Origin of the sequence: Herminiimonas sp. Marseille-P9896, assembly GCF_903993245.1 — a bacterium.
Taxonomy (GTDB): domain Bacteria; phylum Pseudomonadota; class Gammaproteobacteria; order Burkholderiales; family Burkholderiaceae_D; genus Oxalicibacterium; species Oxalicibacterium contaminans.
This window is the reverse complement of record NZ_CAJEVT010000002.1, coordinates 98,692-116,479: the sequence shown is the minus strand read 5'-3', so window position 1 is coordinate 116,479 and position 17,788 is coordinate 98,692. Positions and strand designations below refer to the sequence as shown.

The following is a 17,788-nucleotide window of genomic DNA, read 5'->3' as shown; positions in this document are numbered from 1 at the left end:
GGGTAGTGCCCGGCCTTAAAGCTGGCTTTTAGATCGAAATCCCTTATAATTGAAGCAGTTACAACAATCGGCGGCAGGCGCCAACCTAGCCGCCGTTTTCAATTATGGCAATCAAACACTTTCTGCAGTTTTCCGATTTAACGCTGGATGAATTCGAGCACGTCATAGAACGTACCCGTGTTATCAAGCGCAAATTCAAGAACTACGAGCCCTACCATCCGCTCAGCGACCGTACGCTGGTGATGGTGTTCGAAAAGAATTCCACCCGTACCCGCCTGTCCTTTGAAGCCGGCATGCACCAGCTCGGCGGCGCAGCGATCTACCTCAACACCCGCGACAGCCAGCTTGGTCGCGGTGAACCGGTAGAAGATGCAGCACAAGTGATGTCCCGCATGTGCGACATCATCATGATCCGTACTTTCGGCCAGGAAATCATCGAGCGTTTCGCTGCGAATTCGCGCGTACCGGTGATCAACGGCCTGACCAATGAACATCATCCCTGCCAGGTACTGGCCGATGTCTTTACCTATATAGAACAACGCGGCTCGATCAAGGGCAAGACCGTGGCCTGGGTCGGCGATGCCAACAACATGCTCTACTCCTGGCTGCAGGCAGCGCAGGTATTCGACTTCCACGTCAATGTCTCGACGCCTAAAGGCTACGAAATCGACCAGTCGCTAGTCGCGATGGACAACACGCATTACACGCTGCATGCTTCACCATCGGACGCCTGTGCCGGGGCGCACCTGGTCACGACCGACGTCTGGACCAGCATGGGTTTTGAAGAAGAAAACGCAGCACGCCTGAAAGCCTTCGATGGCTGGATCGTCGATGCCGCCAAGATGAAACGCGCGCAGCCGGATGCATTGTTCATGCACTGCCTGCCAGCACATCGCGGTGAAGAAGTTGCTGCCGAAGTCATAGACGGACCGCAATCCGTGGTCTGGGACGAAGCAGAGAATCGCCTGCATGTACAAAAGGCCTTGCTCGAATACCTCGTCCTCGGTCGGCTAGATTAATCAGATACCACCTAACCATTTCCCCGCTCAGTCACCACTGACCTAACTACACCAAGTACGCGAAGCACACACCATGTCGAATATCCTCCAATCCGTTCCCGTCAATCAAAAAGTAGGCATCGCCTTTTCCGGCGGCCTGGATACCAGCGCAGCCTTGCACTGGATGCGTCAAAAAGGCGCGATTCCATATGCGTACACGGCTAACTTGGGTCAGCCTGACGAAACCGACTACAACGCGATTCCGCAAAAAGCAAAAGCTTACGGTGCTGAACTGGCGCGCCTGATCGACTGCCGTGAACAACTGGTGGCTGAAGGTATTGCAGCCCTGCAAAGCGGCGCTTTCCATATCTCGACCGCAGGTGTGACTTACTTCAACACTACTCCTTTGGGTCGCGCTGTCACCGGCACCATGCTGGTCGCTGCGATGAAAGAAGACAACGTCGATATCTGGGGCGATGGCAGCACCTTCAAGGGTAATGACATCGAACGTTTCTACCGCTACGGCCTGTTGATGAATCCGGCGCTGCGCATTTACAAACCATGGCTGGATGACACCTTCATCCAGGAACTGGGCGGCCGCAAGGAAATGTCGGAATTCCTGATCAAATCCGGCTTCGACTACAAAATGTCGGTAGAAAAAGCCTACTCGACTGACTCCAACATCCTCGGCGCTACGCACGAAGCGAAAGACCTAGAAGAACTGAGCAGCGGCATGAAGATCGTCGAACCTATCATGGGTGTCGCGTTCTGGCGTGACGACGTCGAAGTCAAACGTGAAGAAGTCACCGTGCGCTTCGAAGAAGGTCGTCCGGTTGCTTTGAACGGCGTGACTTACACCAATATGGTGGAATTGATGCTGGAAGCCAATCGCATTGGCGGTCGTCACGGCCTCGGCATGAGCGACCAGATTGAAAACCGCATCATCGAAGCGAAGAGCCGCGGCATCTACGAAGCTCCGGGCCTGGCTTTGCTGTTCATCGCTTACGAACGCCTGGTTACCGGCATCCACAACGAAGACACCATCGAGCAATACCGCGAAAGCGGCCGTCGTCTCGGTCGCCTGTTGTATCAAGGCCGCTGGTTCGATCCGCAAGCCATCATGTTGCGTGAAGCAGCACAGCGCTGGGTGGCACGTGCAGTGACCGGTGAAGTCACCATCGAACTGCGTCGTGGCAATGACTACTCCATCCTCAACACCGTATCGGCCAACCTGACCTATGCGCCGGAACGCCTGTCCATGGAAAAAGTCGAAGATGCACCGTTCTCGCCGGCTGACCGTATCGGCCAGCTGACCATGCGCAATCTGGACATCACTGACACCCGTCAAAAACTCGGCATCTACAACGATGTCGGCCTGCTGACCGGTAACACCTCGGTATCCCTGCCGCGCATCGCCAAAGACAGCGACAAATAATTTTTAATTTATCTCCCTATCAGAGCACAACTCATGAGCACACAATTCGATCAAGTCAGCGTCATCAAGAAAGCCAACATCTACTTCGACGGCAAATGCGTATCGCACAGCGTCCTGTTTGCTGATGGCACCAAGAAAACCATAGGCGTGATTTTCCCGTCGACGCTGAAGTTCAACACCGGCGCAGCAGAAATCATGGAATTGAATGCAGGCAAATGCCGCATCCGCCTGGCTGGTGCAACTGACTGGGAAACCTACGAAGGTGGTCAGCAATTCAATGTACCGGCCAACTCCAGCTTCGATATCGAAACCATCGATACCCTGGACTACGTTTGCCACTTCGTCTAAAAAATTCCGTCTGACGCAAACAACTGACAAAGACCGGACAAAGCTACCGGTCTTTGTGCTTTTCTTGCAGGACGCATAGCTGCATATCACGGAGTAAACATGTCTTCGAACGCCCCTGCGATCGTCCTGACCGGCGACCGCCCAACTGGTCCCCTGCACCTCGGCCACTACATCGGCTCACTCAAGTCGCGCCTGGAACTGCAGGACACCCACAAGCAATTCATCCTGCTGGCTGATACGCAAGCGATGACCGATAACGTCGGCCGTCATCAGCGCGTGACCGAAAACGTACTCGAAGTTGCGCTCGACTATCTGGCGGTCGGCATCGATCCTGAGAAATCCACCATCTTCATCCAGTCGCAGATCCCTGAACTGTATGAACTGTCGATGGTGCTGTTGAATCTGGTGACGGTATCGCGCCTGGAGCGCAATCCGACCATCAAGGAAGAGATTCGCCTGCGCAATTTCGAACGCGATATCCCTGCCGGCTTCCTGACCTACCCGGTCAGCCAGGCTGCTGATATCACAGCGTTCAAAGCGACCCTGGTACCGGTCGGTAACGACCAGTTGCCTATGATCGAACAAACCAATGAACTGGCGCGCAAATTCAACAGCGTGGTTGGTAAAGACATCCTGGTTGAGTGTAAAGAACTGCTGTCGGCCACCAGCCGCCTGCCTGGCATCGATGGCAAGGCCAAGATGAGCAAATCACTCGGCAACTCCATTGCGCTGGGCGCAACCGCCGCAGAGATCAAAAAAGCAGTGAATGCGATGTACACCGACCCGAATCACCTGAAAGTGGAAGATCCGGGCCAGGTCGATGGCAATGTGGTGTTTTCCTTCCTCGATGCCTTTGATGATGACAAGGCGGCAGTGGAAGAATTGAAAGCACATTATCGCCGTGGCGGTCTGGGTGACAGCGTGGTCAAGCGTCGCCTGGAAGCGCAGCTGCAAGCGATGATAGAGCCGATACGCACGCGTCGTGAAGCATATGCACAAGACAAAGGCGAAGTACTCGCCATGCTCAAACGCGGTACCGAGCGTGCACGTGCAGTCGCAGCCAAAACACTGTCTGAAGTCAATGCTTCGATGGGGCTGAACTACTTTGACTAAGGCATTCCGTTTGATTGCCTAGCCAACAAAAAAGCCCGACTTTGTCATGAAGCCGGGCTTTTTCATAAAAGGTTCGGTCTGGACGGCCTTGCATGCCTTCCACCATAATGGCGCATTAAGGATAGCTCTCTGCCAGTTTGAATTAACTTACATCGCGCGACTTAGCCGCTGTGTTTTAACTAAGAAAGAAAAGCATGATTCTTGGAATTGATGTCGGCGGCACCCATACCGATTCGGTATTGATGCAAAACCGCAAAATTATCCGCAAATCCAAAGTACTGACCGACAAGAACGATATCCTCGGTTGCGTCATGCGCGCCACCCAGGCTGTCGCTACACCTGAAGATATCAAGCAACTGCATCGCATCGTCCTCAGCACCACCATCTCGACCAATGCCGTGGCACAGAACCAGCTCGATCCGGTCGGCCTGATCGTCATGAACGGCCCTGGCGTGTCGCCCAAGGACTTGCCGCTGGCTGAGCAGACCACGCTGATCGCCGGTTATATGAATCACCGCGGCATAGAAGCCGAAGCGCTGGACGACGATGAGCTGGCTGCGTTAAAACAGCAATTCAGCAAGGACAAGATCGAGAACCTGGCCGTGATCGGCAAATTCTCTACCCGCAATCCGGTGCATGAACAGGAAGTCGGTGCCTACTTTGATAGCCAGTCCAGCCATGTGTCGCTGGGTCACCATCAATCCGGCGTGCTGAACTTCCCGCGTCGCATCGCCACCACTTATCTCAACGCGGCGATCTGGCGTCTGCACAGCCGCATGGTTGATCAACTGGCCAGCTACCTGCAAGGCCTGGGCGTTGATGTCCCGCTCTTCATCCTGAAGGCGGACGGCGGCACCATAGGTGTCGAACCATCGCGCAAGTATCCGGTGCAAACCATCTTGTCCGGCCCGGCTGCCACCATCATGGGCGTGCTACCTTTCGTCAGCTCGACAGCCGACTCGGTATCGATAGACGTCGGCGGCACCACCACCGACATCGCCTTGTTCGCCGATGGCGCTCCACTGCTGGAACCACAAGGCGTAGAGATCGAAGGACACAAAACTCTGATACGCGGCTTGCTCACGCATTCGATGGCACTCGGTGGCGACAGCCAGGTACAGGTAGTCAATGGCGCATTGCAGATCGGTCCGGAACGCAAAGGTTCGGCGATGGCTTTCGATGGCCCATTCCCGACGCCTACCGATGCATTGATCGTACTTGGCCGCGCCAACATCGGCGACCAGGCCAAAGCGTTGCGCGCGATGGAAGGCCTGGCGACCAGCCTGCAGCAAACACCACAACAGGTGGCGCAAGCGATTGTCGACATCATGTGTGGTCGCATTGCAGCCAAGGTCAATGAAATGATTGCAGAGGTCAACAGCAAGCCGGTCTACACCATCCATGAACTGCTGGAAGGCAAGGTCCTGCAACCGCAACAATTGATCGCAGTCGGTGGTCCTGCTCCTTATATCGCAGAACAGGTAGGCGCATTGCTGGCGCTGCCCGCCATCGTGCCGCAGGATTCAGAAGTGATTAATGCCTGCGGTGCAGCGATGGCACGCACCACGGTCGAATTGAATCTGCTGGCCGATACCGAATCGCAGCAACTGAGCTTCGCCGAAGATGGCCGTAAACAAAAGATTTCGTCGCGCACCAGCGTCGATGAGATCGTCGAGATCGGCAAGGAACGATTGCTGGAAATCGCCCGGGCTGCCGGTGCACGCGATGAAGACCTCGAAGTCGAAGTCGCTGACCTGCAATCCTTCAACGTCATTCATGGCTACGCCACTACCGGCAAAAACATACGTGTCCGCTTGCAGATCAAACCCGGACTTATCAAGCAACAGCAATAAGCAAAGCGTGAGGAACACATCGTGACTAAAAAAACAGGTTTGGTATTTTTCCCCGCATTTGATTATGCGATCTCACCCACACATCCGGAGCGTGAAGAGCGCCTGCTGTACACGCAGGATCAGGTCTTTGAAGAAGGCTTGCTGGATTTCGACAACATCAAGGAATTCAAACCCGGCGTTGCTACCGTCGAAGATATCCAGCGCGTGCATTTCTGCGTGCCTGGCATCGATGAAATCGTGCATGCCTCGCACCTGATCGCGGTCGGTGGCTGCATCACGGCAGCAGACAAGGTAATGACCAAAGAAGTGGACAATGCCTTTGCATTGGTGCGCCCTTGCGGCCACCACTCCTACCGCGTGGTACATGGCAGCCGTGGCTTTTGCACGCTGAACATGGAAGCCATCATGGTCGAGTACATACGCCACAAATACGGCGTGAAGAAAATCGCCATCGTCGATACCGATTGCCACCATGGTGATGGTTCACAGGACATCTTCTGGCACGATCCGAATACCCTCTTCATCTCCATGCACCAGGATGGTCGTACGCTCTACCCTGGCTCCGGTTTTGCGGATGAGCTCGGTGGCCCGAATGCCTTCGGCACCACCATCAACCTGCCTATGCCACCGGATACCTGCGAAGAAGGCTTTCTGTATGTGCTGGATGAAATCGTCATGCCTATCCTCGACGAATTCAAACCCGACCTCATCATCAACTCGGCCGGACAGGATAACCACTACTCCGATCCGATCACCAATATGAAATTCACCGCGCGTGGATATGCAGTGCTGAATCAGCGGCTGGCACCGGACCTGGCCGTGCTGGAAGGTGGCTACTCGATCGAAACGGCGCTGCCTTACATCAACACCGGCATCATCCTGGCGATGGCAGGCATGGACTTCAGCCACATCAAGGAACCAGACTACGATGCGGAAAGCCAGAAGCAACCGGCCAACATCACCGCCTATCTGGAAAAACTGAAAGACGCGACCTTCCATCACTGGAACAACCGACATGAATTGCGTGAACAGGTGTATCCGGAACAGGAGTTCCACAAGCGCAGCATGGATGTGTATTACGACACCGACGGCATACGTGAAAACATCAACGAAACCGTGCGTTCCTGCCCGGATTGCGGCGGTACGGTAGTTATTGATTCACGCTGCAACGATACGCGCAACCACATCCTGGCAGTGCAAATCCCGCGTTACGCATGTGCGCCATGCCGTAGCTATGGTGAAGAGCAATATGCGAATGCGACCATCGAACGCTATACGCAAGTCTTCCTGCAAGACAAGGACAAGGATATTTACTTGTCCAAGTAAGGCGCTCTGAACTGAGCAAAGGCAGTGTCAGTTTTCTGGAACCGACACTGCCTGTATGAATTACCCCAACGTCCGCAAGACATCACTGCCATACGGCGACAGCAGCCATCCCACCAACGCGCAATGCAGCACTACCGTCACCCAGTAAATACGCTGGAAGCTAGCTTTGCTGGTTTTATGCCGCAACAATCTTTGTGCGATAAACCCGCCCGGCCAGCCGCCGAGGAAATCCAGCACGTGCAAATTGTTTTCACTGATACGCCAAGTGCCTTTGGGTGCGGCCGATTTATCGATCGCGTACGCGGCAAAGCTCAGCAAACTAAGTGCGAAATAACTACCCAGCACCTGCAATAAAATCTTGCTATCCATTTAGAACTCAAAGAAAAATCGGTTCAGGTTCCAGCTGCACATCGAAGCGCTGCGCGACGTCGGCCTGTATTGCTGCAGCCAGTTGCGCGATGTCGGTACCGCTGGCACCGCCACGGTTCACCAGCACCAGCGCCTGGTTTTCATAGACCCCGGCCGCACCTGCAGTCCTGCCCTTCCAGCCGCACTGGTCTATCAGCCAGCCTGCGGCCAGTTTGACGCTGCCATCCGGCTGCGCATAGTTCACCATCTGCGGATAGCGCTGCAGCAAGCTATCGCGTTGTGCCGGTGTCACCACCGGATTCTTGAAGAAACTACCCGCGTTACCGATAACCGCAGGATCAGGCAATTTACGCGTGCGTATGGCGATCACGGCTGCACTAATGTCCTGGGGTGTCGGTTGAGTAATCGAACGTGCAGCCAGTTCCTGCGCCACATCGGCATAGCGCACATTAGGCTGCCATTGCTTGGGCAAGGCGAAGGTCACGTCCAGCACCACTGCCCGGTCGCGTAGCTCGTGCTTGAAGACGCTGTCGCGGTAAGCAAAACGGCAGGCTGCCTTGTCCAATACGCGCTGCTCACCCGTAGCGAAATCAAACAGTGTCAACGCGTGAAACCTATCCTTGATCTCTATGCCATAGGCACCGATGTTCTGGATAGGTGCGGCCCCCACGCTGCCCGGTATCAGAGACAGGTTTTCCAGCCCGCCCAGACCGTGTTCCAGCGTCCATAGAACGAACTGATGCCAGTTTTCCCCGGCAGCGGCACGGACATAGGTGGCGCTCTCATCTTCGCCGACAATTTCTATCCCCTTGATGCCCATATGCAGCACCAGGCCGGGGAAATCCCGTGTCAAAAGGATATTACTGCCGCCACCCAGCACCAGGCGCGGTAAAGCGGCCAGCGTGGCATCCTGCAGCACCTGTTCCAGCTGCGTTGCGTCGCTGACAGGAAGATAGGCTTGCGCACTCGCCGCCACCCCAAAGGTATTCAGGTGGCGCAAGGAATAATTGTGCTGTACGGGCAAAGATTGAGTCATAGTGGGCGATTATAATCGCAGCACTAGCTGCCCGGTTTTTTGTCCGTTAGAATGGCAGCCAAACCGAATAAACCACAGGCTCCCGCTGGCACCCTGCCGCGAGCCCCGCAAGAAGGAAATCATCATGCCATCGTTTGATACCGTATCCGAAGCCAATATGGTCGAAGTAAAAAATGCCGTCGACCAGGCTGGCAAGGAAATCACCACCCGTTTCGACTTCAAGGGCAGCGACGCCCGCGTCGAACAAAAAGACCGTGACCTGACCGCTTACGCCGATTCCGAATTCCAGTTGAATCAAGTGCTGGATGTACTGACCGGCAAACTGGTCAAACGCAATGTAGACGTACGCTTCCTCGACCGCGGAAAAATCGAAAAAATCGGCGGCGACAAGGTCAAACAAGTCATCAAGATCAAAAACGGCATCGAAACCGAAGCCGCGAAGAAAATCGTACGCATCATCAAAGACAGCAAAATGAAAGTGCAAGCCAGCATCCAGGGCGACGCCGTACGCGTGACCGGTGCCAAGCGCGATGACTTGCAAGCGGCGATGGCCATGCTGCGCAAGGAAGTCGCTGACCTGCCACTGGAATTCAACAACTTCCGCGACTAAACATCCCGCTCGCAAGCAGTCCGAGCGAACTCAGGCCAGCGCCATGAAAACTACACTGCTTGCAACTCTCCTGTGCCTGCTCAGCTGGCAGGCACATGCAACGGACTCGGCCACCAACATCAGCGTGGTAGGCCTGTTTCCCGGCAAAGCAGTATTGGTCATAAACGGTGGTGCGCCCAAGACCTACTCGGTCGGCAATACCATCACAGCAGGCATCACATTGGTCGACGTCGACCAGACTACGGCGACCGTCGCCAGCAATGGCAAAAAGCAGCGCATAGAAATAGGCGGCCACGTCAATCGTATCGCACCTTCCGGCTCCAGCAGCGTCACGCTGCAAGCCGATGCGCAAGGTCACTTCCTGGTACAGGGACAAATCAATGGCGGCAGCATGCGCATGCTGGTGGATACCGGCGCATCGATGATAGCGCTATCCGCCACCGACGCTAAAAGACTGGGCATAGACTACAAAAAAGGCCGCGTGGCCTACGTCAACACCGCCAACGGCACCATCCCCGCCTACCACGTTGTGCTGAATTCGGTAAAAGTCGGCGATATCGTCCTCAATCAGGTCGATGCACTGGTGCAGGAAAACAATCTCGGCTTCGCCCTGCTCGGCATGTCGTTCCTGAAACGTACCGAGATGCGACGTGAAGGCGAGCAAATGATGCTGACCAAGCGGTTTTAGCAATCAGATGAACAGACAATAAAAAACGGGCACTGCATGCAGTGCCCGTTTTGATTTCGGCTACGCTCTCTTAAGCGTCCGGATCCTTGACGTGACGGCGTTGCTTGACCGCTTCCGCCAGGCCTTCCAGCACGCCCAGGCTGTCTTCCCAGTTGATGCAACCGTCGGTGACGGACTGACCATAGACCAGTTCCTTGCCCGGAATCAGATCCTGACGACCTGCCACCAGGTGCGACTCCACCATCACACCAACGATGCGGGTATCACCACCGGCAACTTGCTTGGCGATATCGGCGCAGACCGGGATTTGGTTTTCCGGTTTCTTCGAGCTGTTCGCGTGCGAAGTGTCGATCATCAGGCGTGAAGCCAGGCCATTGGCAGCGATGTCCTTGCATGCCTGCTCAACGCTGGCGGCATCGTAGTTAGGCGTTTTACCGCCGCGCAGGATGACGTGGCAATCTTCATTGCCGAGCGTCGAGACAATCGCGGAGTGACCACCCTTGGTCACCGACAGGAAGTGATGCGGCTGCGAAGCAGCCTTGATCGCATCAACCGCGATTTTCACATTGCCATCGGTACCGTTCTTGAAACCGACCGGGCACGACAGGCCGGATGCCAGTTCACGGTGTACTTGCGACTCGGTGGTACGCGCACCAATCGCGCCCCAGCTGATCAGGTCGGCGATGTACTGCGGGCTGATTACGTCGAGGAATTCGGTACCTGCAGGCAGGCCCAGTTCGTTGATGTTCAACAGCAATTCGCGTGCAATGCGCAAACCGTCATTGATGCGGAAGCTGTTGTCCATGTACGGATCGTTGATCAGGCCTTTCCAGCCGACCGTGGTACGTGGTTTTTCGAAGTACACGCGCATCACGATTTCGAGCTCACCAGCGTAGCGCTCACGCTCCTTGATCAGGCGGTTCGCGTATTCCATCGCGGCCTTGGGATCGTGGATGGAGCAAGGTCCGATCACCACCATCAGGCGGTCATCCTGGCCATGCAAAATACGATGCAGGGCAACGCGCGCATTGGCTGCGGTGGTTTCTGCTTTTTCGGTAATACCCAGCTCACGTATCAAATGAGATGGTGGCGTCAGTTCTTTCATTTCTCGAATCCGTAAATCATCTGTGCGTGGCATGTTTTTCTCCAGTCAAAATCTGTTCTGTAAAAATAAAAAACCGCCATCGCGGGCGGTTTTTTAAAGAATTTCGGTCTAAGCTTTTTTTACCTGCGCGCTTACCGCTTCTCCACCGCCGTTGGGCTGGAATAGCTAAAGTAAAAGTAAAATTGGAAGCGCGAGGAAGTCATGTTTTCACGTGTAATGCGGTTATCTGTCAGCAATAGTGCAATAAATCCGCGGGTTTCGCAAGTAAAACGGTTAAAAGGCGTGACAGATATGGCAATTATGGCCTGAATACCAACACTATCAGGCCGTACCGCCCACTGTCACCCCATCGATACGCAAGGTAGGCTGACCAACGCCTACCGGCACGCTCTGGCCTTCTTTGCCACAGACGCCGACACCGCTGTCGAGGCGCATGTCATTGCCTATCATCGAAACGCGATTCAGTACGTCAGGGCCATTACCGATCAGGGTTGCACCTTTGACTGGGTAAGTCACCTTGCCGTTTTCTATCATGTACGCTTCGCTGGCCGAGAATACGAATTTGCCGTTGGTGATGTCGACCTGACCACCGCCGAAGTTCACCGCATACAAACCGTTCTTCACCGACGCCAGGATTTCAGCCGGGTCTTTATCGCCGCCTAACATATAAGTGTTGGTCATGCGTGGCATAGGCAGGTGAGCAAACGATTCGCGACGTGCATTACCCGTCACCGGCATTTTCATCAGGCGCGCATTCATGGTGTCCTGGATATAGCCTTTCAGGATGCCGTCTTCGATCAGCGTCGTGCATTGCGTCGGATTGCCTTCGTCGTCGATATTCAGCGAACCGCGACGATCAGCGATCGTGCCGTCATCCACCACGGTGACACCTTTAGCCGCGACGCGTTCACCGATACGACCGGAGAATGCACTCGAACCTTTACGGTTGAAGTCACCTTCCAGACCGTGACCGATGGCTTCATGCAGCAAGACGCCAGGCCAGCCAGGACCCAGCACCACGGTCATCGGACCTGCTGGCGCCGGACGCGAGTCCAGGTTCACGAGCGCGGAAGCAACTGCTTCGCTCGCATATTTTTCCAGCAATTCATCGTCGAAGTAAGCATAGCTATAGCGACCACCACCACCACTGGAACCCATTTCGCGACGACCGTTTTGTTCAGCAATGACAGTAATCGAAACACGTACCAAAGGACGGATATCGGCAGCCAGCACGCCATCGCTGCGCACTACCAACACCACATCATATTCACCGGCGAGGCCAGCCATGACTTGCACTACACGCGGATCTTTGGCGCGTGCGATACGCTCTATTTTTTCCAGCAGCTTTACTTTTTCCGTTGCATCCAGCGAAGTCAGCGGGTCATGCGGCAGGTACAGCGAACGACCGCCAGCTGGCTGGATTGCCGACGCCACCTTGATCTTGCCTGCGCCCTGGCGTGCGATGGTACGGGTCGCCTGCGCGGCTTCGAGCAAGGCGCGTTCGGAGATTTCATCCGAATACGAGAATGCGGTTTTGTCACCGGACACGGCACGCACACCGACGCCTTGGTCGATGGAGAAGCTACCAGTCTTGACGATGCCTTCTTCCAGACTCCAGCCTTCACTTTTGGTGAACTGGAAATACAAATCTGCATAGTCGACGCGATGCGTAAACATCGACCCCAGCGTTTTGATCAGGACAGATTCATCCAGGCCAAAAGGCGTCAACAATACATCGCGGGCGACGGCTAGCGTTTTGAGATTTGGTTCGAATGGAGTCATTGTGTCTTTGCTATTCACGCGTCAAGCGCAAAAATTGATTCGGATAGGCGAATTGTAGAGCAAATGGCTCCTTCGCCCCCAACTACTACAGCTTGCGATGTTTCAATGCAGGAAGATTTTCCCGAACACCTGATAAATAATGGGGTTCAATGTCGCCGATTACAAGCCCCTCCCCCTCTGCCAGCACGGTTTTCACCTCGCCCCACGGGTCGATCAACATGCTGTGACCCCAGGTAGTACGGCCGTTTTTATGGCGTCCGCCCTGCGCTGCTGCCAGCACATAGCATTGGTTTTCTATGGCGCGGGCGCGCAGCAGGATTTCCCAGTGTGCCTTGCCGGTTGTATAAGTAAAGGCGGCCGGTACCACGATCAGTGTGCAATCACCCATCGCGCGATAGAGTTCGGGGAAACGCAAGTCATAGCAAACCGACAAACCGACCTTGCCAAACGGAGCCTCAAAGGTGGTCACATCATGACCATCGACGATGGTACGGGCTTCGTCGTAGGATTCTTCGCCCTTGGTGAAGCTGAACAAATGGATTTTGTCGTAGCGCTGTACACGCTCACCAGCCGGGTTGTACACCATCATGGTGTTCAACACTTTATCGGTGACCTGCGCCGCCAGCGGCAGGGTGCCGCCTATCAGCCAGATCTGATGTACACGCGCGGTCGCTGCCATGAATTCCTGGATAGGGCCGACATCCACTTGCTCGGCATAGCCCAGCTTGTCGGTTTCGTGCATACCCATCGCTGCCCAGTATTCAGGCAATAACACCAGTTGCGCACCCTGCTGTGCGGCATCGGCTATCAGGCGTCTGGCCGTCGCAATATTTTCCTCTATCGAAGGAGAGGAAATCATCTGGATCGCGGCTACACGCGAGAGGGAGTTCGTCATGATTCTGCTTTCTGTTCGCCTGGTTTCAACATCCTAGCCCGGCGTCGCCGCTGGTGCAGGCGTTGAAGATTGTTCATTCTTGCGGTCCACCTTGGTCACCGTAGGATCTTTCCATGGCCCGGTAATCTTGTATTCAAATGTGAACGCGCGCGCCAATGGTTCACGCAGGAACAATTGTGCCAGGAAGGTCCCTGCACCGATGACCGGATTCACTGCCAGCGCATAAGCAACCGAGGCCGCACCGGCATTGATTTCCGGGATCACCACAGCGCGCAGGTTTTGCGATTCCTTGTCAATATCGGCCGAGCCTTCTATCAATACGGTCGCGCTGACGCCGCGCATTTTCAGGTTGGTAGTAGATGCTACCCCGTTATTGATGTTCGCACTGCCGGTGATGCCGTCGAAAGCAAAGCCGTCAGAGAAGATATCGCGGAAATCCAGCGTCAGACGACGTGGGATCGATTGCAGGCTCAGCACGCCGAGTAGCTTGGCAGCACCCGGTTCTACCTTCAGGAACTGGCCAGACGCTATGTCCATGTTGATGTTGCCGGACAAGCTCGGATAATCGATGGAGAATGGCAAACCCTTCCAGCTGATAGTGCCTTCCATTTTTCCTTTACCGTTACGCACCACATCTGCAAAGTCGAAACGACCCAGCAGGTTACCGGCATTATTGATGTTCATGCTGTAGTCTAGGCTGGAGCTATTTCCGCTCTTCTTTGCTAGCCAGCTACCGCTCGCCTTCAGGCTCGCATCCGGATTGCTCAGCGACAGATTGCGGATACGCCATTCGCGACCTTCGGTGGCACGCACATAGTGTGCGAGCAATTCGAGATGGCCCAGCTTCTTACCCATCAATTCAAAATTATCCGCGATGATGTCCAGCGCAGGCATCTCAGTTGCAGTATCCACACCATCGAGCAGGTTCTTGACTTCGGTATTCGCTGTTTTCGGCACCGTCAGCGACGACAATCTGGCCGTCACTTTACCCAGTCCACGTCCGGATGACGATTCTATCCAGGTGATATAGCCGGACATTTGCGCCGCATCGACGTTGGCTTGCCACGCGCCTTTATCATGCGTTGCCCCCAGCACGACGTTATCGAATTTCTTGTCGAGCAAATTCAATTCCGTCGCACGCACTGCAATGCTGGTCGGATCAACATACTGCGACAGATTAACGACGCTCAACGGATCTGCTGCCACTTTCTTCTTCGGATCAGGCACATCCTTGGACATCACTTTGAGCCAGTCATCGACATTCAGGCTACGCATGCTGAGATTAAGCGCGAGGCCGCTGTTGGGTACCGGTGCAGGTGTGTTCACACCGATACCGCCATAGGCGACACGCCATTCGGGATTGGCGGCCGAGGTATTTTTCTCGCGTGCGTAATTCGCTGTAATCGAAGACCCCAGTGCCACCTTGATGGTGTCGCGCATCATGGTCGCGCTATCGGACTGCAAGCCTAACTGTTCAAACTTCAGTGGCAACGCATCTTTGGCCGCCTTGTTCAGCGGTACCGGGAAGTCCAGCCCCAGGCCGCGCAGATTGGAATCGACCACGATGTCTACACGCTTGCTGCGCACACCGATGCTGACGCCAAAGCGCGTACTGCCGTTGATCTTGTCGGTCAGTTTTTGCATCGCAGGCGACGGATAGTTTTTACGCAAACCCAATGCAGTGAGCGTGCCATCCGCCTTGATCAGGATGTTGCCGTCCTTTTGCGTGCCACCACTAACTGTCAGCGGGCCGCCAAGGAAAGTCGACTTGACGCCATTCAGCGTCAACCCTTTTTCATCAAACTCCAGTTGCCCCGTAGTACCTGACATCATGGGGATCACGTTCTGCAAGGTCACATTATTGTTATTGAATTTCAGTATGCCCTTGACCTTGGCATCTATCATCTTGTGCAGCGGCAGATGCAGTTTCAGCCCCAGCGTTGCGTTGCCGCTCGCTTTGGTTTCATCTGTAAAGTGATCGATCCAGGTAGCAACCGGGCTGTCCAGCGTGTACTGCACCAGGTTTTGCAGGGTACCGGCCGCACTGCCATCGATGTCCAGTACCGGCGCATCGGCCAACAGATCAGGAATCACGGCTTTCACGTTCGATACATCGACACCGTTGGTCTTGCCGGTCTCACCCTTGATTTCCATGCGGGTACGGTCGAACAGGATGGTGCCCTGCACTTTTTCCAGCAGCGGCCACATCGGTGCCTTGCCATCTTTCGCGAATAAATCCGGTGCATAGTTCAGGCCACCGTCTTCTATCCTGCCGCCAAAAGTGAACTCGCCTTTTGGTTTTTCGTTCGGCTTGCTGGTATGAAATGGAAAATGCGCCAGATCGCCTTTCAGCTTGATACGCGCATCGCGCAAGGTACCAGCAATCAGCGCATGCGATAGCCAGGTACGGAAGTCCTGGTTCATCGCGGTCGGCAGATAATTTCCTATCTTGTTCAATTCCAGTCCGGAGATAGTGCCTGTCACATCGATCGTGCCGAGGTCATGTCCGGCCCGCTTATGCAAAGGCATCAGATGACTGCCGGACAAACCTACCGTCAAACCCTGCTGCACGAAGTTCAAACCCTTCACGGTCAGCAGGAATTGATCGTTCTTCTGGAACGCCCACTGCGCATCCATATTGAAGGTATCAAATGCCACTTCCGGTTCGGAGAAATAAGTCGGCAAAGCCAGCTTGAGCTGATCCGAAGCCAGCACGATATTGCCGCCCTGGCTGTTGGCATCTATGCGTCCGGACAGGTTCTCAAAACCCGGAATCGCCGGTACTGCCGCTTGCGCTGGCGCAGTCTTGGTCGCTGCACGAGCCGAACGTGCAGGCTGTGCATTCATGGACAGATGCGAAAAATCACCTTTCAGCTTGTAAGAAGCAATCTCTGGATACGCACCCTGCCACTGCGCCGAAAAATCCTTCAACACACCACGCGGCGCAAAATCGCTGATCATCTGTAACTGTTCTTCCGGCAAAGGCAGGCGTCCGGCAAAATTGGCCCAGGCCTGCAAATCCAGTTGTTTCACCAAAATTTCGGCATGCTCGGGCGCATCTTTCTTCGCTGCCACATAGCGCTTGCTGAATGTCGTGCTGGGCAAAGTCAGGCCATCACGTGTCTGCAAGGAAAAATCCATCAGCGAAATCGTGTAACCCTGCGCGCCAAAGGTCAGTGTGCCGTCACGCGGACTTCCATCCAGCGGCTCGCTGATCGCGACCCTGCCATTTGCAGACGTCAACTCCAGCGGCACCAGGTCCTTGCGCAATTGCGCCGATACATCGGACAAGGCCAGGTCGGCAGTCAGGTCGGCGATACGTGCATGGTCAAACGCCAACCAGGCGCGCAGCGAACCCTTGGCATGCTGCAAATCGAACGGGAAGTCTATATAAGGCTTCCAGCTCGCCAGCTCGGTATCACGCAGCGCCGAATAAATAGTGCCGGTCCAGCGCGAGGCGTCGGAAATTTTCTTGGAGAAATAGGGATGGTCAAAAGTCGCGCGTACATCCAGCGGTGCGGCGATCTCGGCTGGCGGCGTCGCCTTGAATGCGAACTGATGACTGCGACCTTCATTATGCAAGACCACATCGACCTTGCTCAGTAATAGATCTGGCGCTTGTCGCGCCTTGTCCTGCCAGCGCAACTGGCCATCCTTGATCCGGATTTCGCGTTGCGACAGGATCCAGTTAGCGGCCTTGCCGTCGCCATCCTTTTGCAAATCAACCAGCATCCCGGCGACGTAGAACTTGCCATCGGCATCGCGCTCTATGTCCATATTCGGCTGGTCTATCTCCAGGCTGTGCAGGCGCAGCTCTGCCACCATGACTGACCACCACGAAACGGTGGCTGACACTTTAGGCAAGCGCAGGGCAACATCCCCGCCCTGATCGTAAATCGCGACATTGTCGAGCGACAGGTAAGGACGCAAGCCATGCCAGGACGCATCGATCGCGCCTATGGTGACCGGACGGCCTATGGCCTTGGTTGCGACATTTTCTACATCAACCCGGTAATTGGAAATCTGTGGCAGGACCACATAGCGCAAGCTGAGGAACAGCGCGCAAAAAACGAAGTAAGCCACCAGCAACAGCTTGCCCAGCCAGCATAAGGCATTGAAGCTGGCCTGATTGGCATAGCGCAGTGTAGCCTGCAGCGAGCGCCAGCCTGCCTGTAGCTGATTGCCTGTTGGGGACTGTTCTGGTGGACGTGGGTCTGTAGGCATCAATCA

Annotated in this window: 14 protein-coding genes; 8 read left to right on the top strand and 6 right to left on the bottom strand. The window is 55.0% G+C overall.

All coding sequences use genetic code 11. The features are described from left to right. The first annotated feature begins 104 nt into the window (after nt 1-104). From argF to H7U06_RS06115, 6 genes are all read left to right on the top strand, one after another. A complete protein-coding gene (argF, locus tag H7U06_RS06140) occupies nt 105-1,019 on the top strand; it encodes an ornithine carbamoyltransferase (protein WP_175625312.1) in 915 nt (304 codons plus the stop codon). Between the two features lie 73 nt (nt 1,020-1,092). Beyond that, a complete protein-coding gene (gene argG, locus H7U06_RS06135) occupies nt 1,093-2,433 on the top strand; it encodes an argininosuccinate synthase (RefSeq protein ID WP_175625311.1) in 1,341 nt (446 codons plus the stop codon). Nucleotides 2,434-2,466: 33 nt separating this feature from the next. Next, nucleotides 2,467-2,781, top strand: coding sequence for a pyrimidine/purine nucleoside phosphorylase (locus H7U06_RS06130; protein WP_012078710.1), 315 nt, complete (start codon nt 2,467-2,469; stop codon nt 2,779-2,781). Between the two features lie 99 nt (nt 2,782-2,880). After that, nucleotides 2,881-3,894, top strand: a complete 1,014-nt coding sequence (gene trpS, locus H7U06_RS06125; RefSeq protein ID WP_175625310.1) for a tryptophan--tRNA ligase — start codon at nt 2,881-2,883, stop codon at nt 3,892-3,894. A gap of 194 nt (nt 3,895-4,088) precedes the next feature. Beyond that, nucleotides 4,089-5,747 carry a hydantoinase/oxoprolinase family protein gene (locus H7U06_RS06120; RefSeq protein WP_175625309.1) on the top strand — a complete coding sequence of 553 codons (1,659 nt, stop codon included), beginning with the start codon at nt 4,089-4,091 and terminating at the stop codon, nt 5,745-5,747. 21 nt (nt 5,748-5,768) lie between these two features. Further along, nucleotides 5,769-7,073: a histone deacetylase gene (locus H7U06_RS06115; protein WP_175625308.1), complete on the top strand. Its 1,305-nt coding sequence runs from the start codon at nt 5,769-5,771 to the stop codon at nt 7,071-7,073. A gap of 60 nt (nt 7,074-7,133) precedes the next feature. Here the strand turns inward: H7U06_RS06115 and H7U06_RS06110 are convergent, their stop codons facing one another. After that, entirely contained in the window at nt 7,134-7,442 is a 309-nt protein-coding gene (locus H7U06_RS06110; RefSeq protein WP_175625307.1) for a DUF1294 domain-containing protein, read from the bottom strand. Nucleotides 7,443-7,449: 7 nt separating this feature from the next. Beyond that, on the bottom strand, nt 7,450-8,478 hold the full coding sequence (gene murB, locus H7U06_RS06105; protein WP_175625306.1) for a UDP-N-acetylmuramate dehydrogenase: 1,029 nt from the start codon (nt 8,476-8,478) through the stop codon (nt 7,450-7,452). Between the two features lie 124 nt (nt 8,479-8,602). Here murB and H7U06_RS06100 point away from each other — a divergent pair, with 124 nt between their 5' ends. Together H7U06_RS06100 and H7U06_RS06095 are read left to right on the top strand one after the other, a co-directional pair. After that, nucleotides 8,603-9,088 (top strand): YajQ family cyclic di-GMP-binding protein, encoded by a 486-nt coding sequence (locus H7U06_RS06100; RefSeq protein WP_175625305.1) that lies wholly within the window; start codon nt 8,603-8,605, stop codon nt 9,086-9,088. 43 nt (nt 9,089-9,131) lie between these two features. Next, complete coding sequence (locus H7U06_RS06095; RefSeq protein WP_175625304.1) at nt 9,132-9,776, top strand: TIGR02281 family clan AA aspartic protease; 645 nt, start codon at nt 9,132-9,134, stop codon at nt 9,774-9,776. Between the two features lie 70 nt (nt 9,777-9,846). Here H7U06_RS06095 and aroG read toward each other — a convergent pair whose 3' ends face one another. The 4 genes from aroG to H7U06_RS06075 all read right to left on the bottom strand — a co-directional run bounded on the left by aroG (nt 9,847) and on the right by H7U06_RS06075 (nt 17,782). Beyond that, the gene (gene aroG, locus H7U06_RS06090) at nt 9,847-10,914 is read right to left on the bottom strand and encodes a 3-deoxy-7-phosphoheptulonate synthase AroG (RefSeq protein WP_175625303.1); all 1,068 of its coding nucleotides are present in this window, start codon (nt 10,912-10,914) and stop codon (nt 9,847-9,849) included. 288 nt (nt 10,915-11,202) lie between these two features. Then, complete coding sequence (gene tldD / locus H7U06_RS06085) at nt 11,203-12,663, bottom strand: metalloprotease TldD (protein ID WP_175625302.1); 1,461 nt, start codon at nt 12,661-12,663, stop codon at nt 11,203-11,205. A gap of 85 nt (nt 12,664-12,748) precedes the next feature. Next, nucleotides 12,749-13,558 (bottom strand): carbon-nitrogen hydrolase family protein, encoded by an 810-nt coding sequence (locus H7U06_RS06080; RefSeq protein WP_175625301.1) that lies wholly within the window; start codon nt 13,556-13,558, stop codon nt 12,749-12,751. Between the two features lie 33 nt (nt 13,559-13,591). Next, on the bottom strand, nt 13,592-17,782 hold the full coding sequence (locus H7U06_RS06075; protein WP_175625300.1) for a YhdP family protein: 4,191 nt from the start codon (nt 17,780-17,782) through the stop codon (nt 13,592-13,594). Nucleotides 17,783-17,788 lie beyond the last annotated feature (6 nt).

Bases quoted from the DNA above. Each gene is read 5' to 3' on its own strand.
- argF (WP_175625312.1), top strand. From the start codon at position 105: ATGGCAATCAAACACTTTCTGCAGTTTTCCGATTTAACGCTGGATGAA.
- argG (WP_175625311.1), top strand. From the start codon at position 1,093: ATGTCGAATATCCTCCAATCCGTTCCCGTCAATCAAAAAGTAGGCATC.
- H7U06_RS06130 (WP_012078710.1), top strand. From the start codon at position 2,467: ATGAGCACACAATTCGATCAAGTCAGCGTCATCAAGAAAGCCAACATC.
- trpS (WP_175625310.1), top strand. From the start codon at position 2,881: ATGTCTTCGAACGCCCCTGCGATCGTCCTGACCGGCGACCGCCCAACT.
- H7U06_RS06120 (WP_175625309.1), top strand. From the start codon at position 4,089: ATGATTCTTGGAATTGATGTCGGCGGCACCCATACCGATTCGGTATTG.
- H7U06_RS06110 (WP_175625307.1), bottom strand. From the start codon at position 7,442: ATGGATAGCAAGATTTTATTGCAGGTGCTGGGTAGTTATTTCGCACTT.
- murB (WP_175625306.1), bottom strand. From the start codon at position 8,478: ATGACTCAATCTTTGCCCGTACAGCACAATTATTCCTTGCGCCACCTG.
- H7U06_RS06100 (WP_175625305.1), top strand. From the start codon at position 8,603: ATGCCATCGTTTGATACCGTATCCGAAGCCAATATGGTCGAAGTAAAA.
- H7U06_RS06095 (WP_175625304.1), top strand. From the start codon at position 9,132: ATGAAAACTACACTGCTTGCAACTCTCCTGTGCCTGCTCAGCTGGCAG.
- aroG (WP_175625303.1), bottom strand. From the start codon at position 10,914: ATGCCACGCACAGATGATTTACGGATTCGAGAAATGAAAGAACTGACG.
- tldD (WP_175625302.1), bottom strand. From the start codon at position 12,663: ATGACTCCATTCGAACCAAATCTCAAAACGCTAGCCGTCGCCCGCGAT.
- H7U06_RS06080 (WP_175625301.1), bottom strand. From the start codon at position 13,558: ATGACGAACTCCCTCTCGCGTGTAGCCGCGATCCAGATGATTTCCTCT.
- H7U06_RS06075 (WP_175625300.1), bottom strand. From the start codon at position 17,782: ATGCCTACAGACCCACGTCCACCAGAACAGTCCCCAACAGGCAATCAG.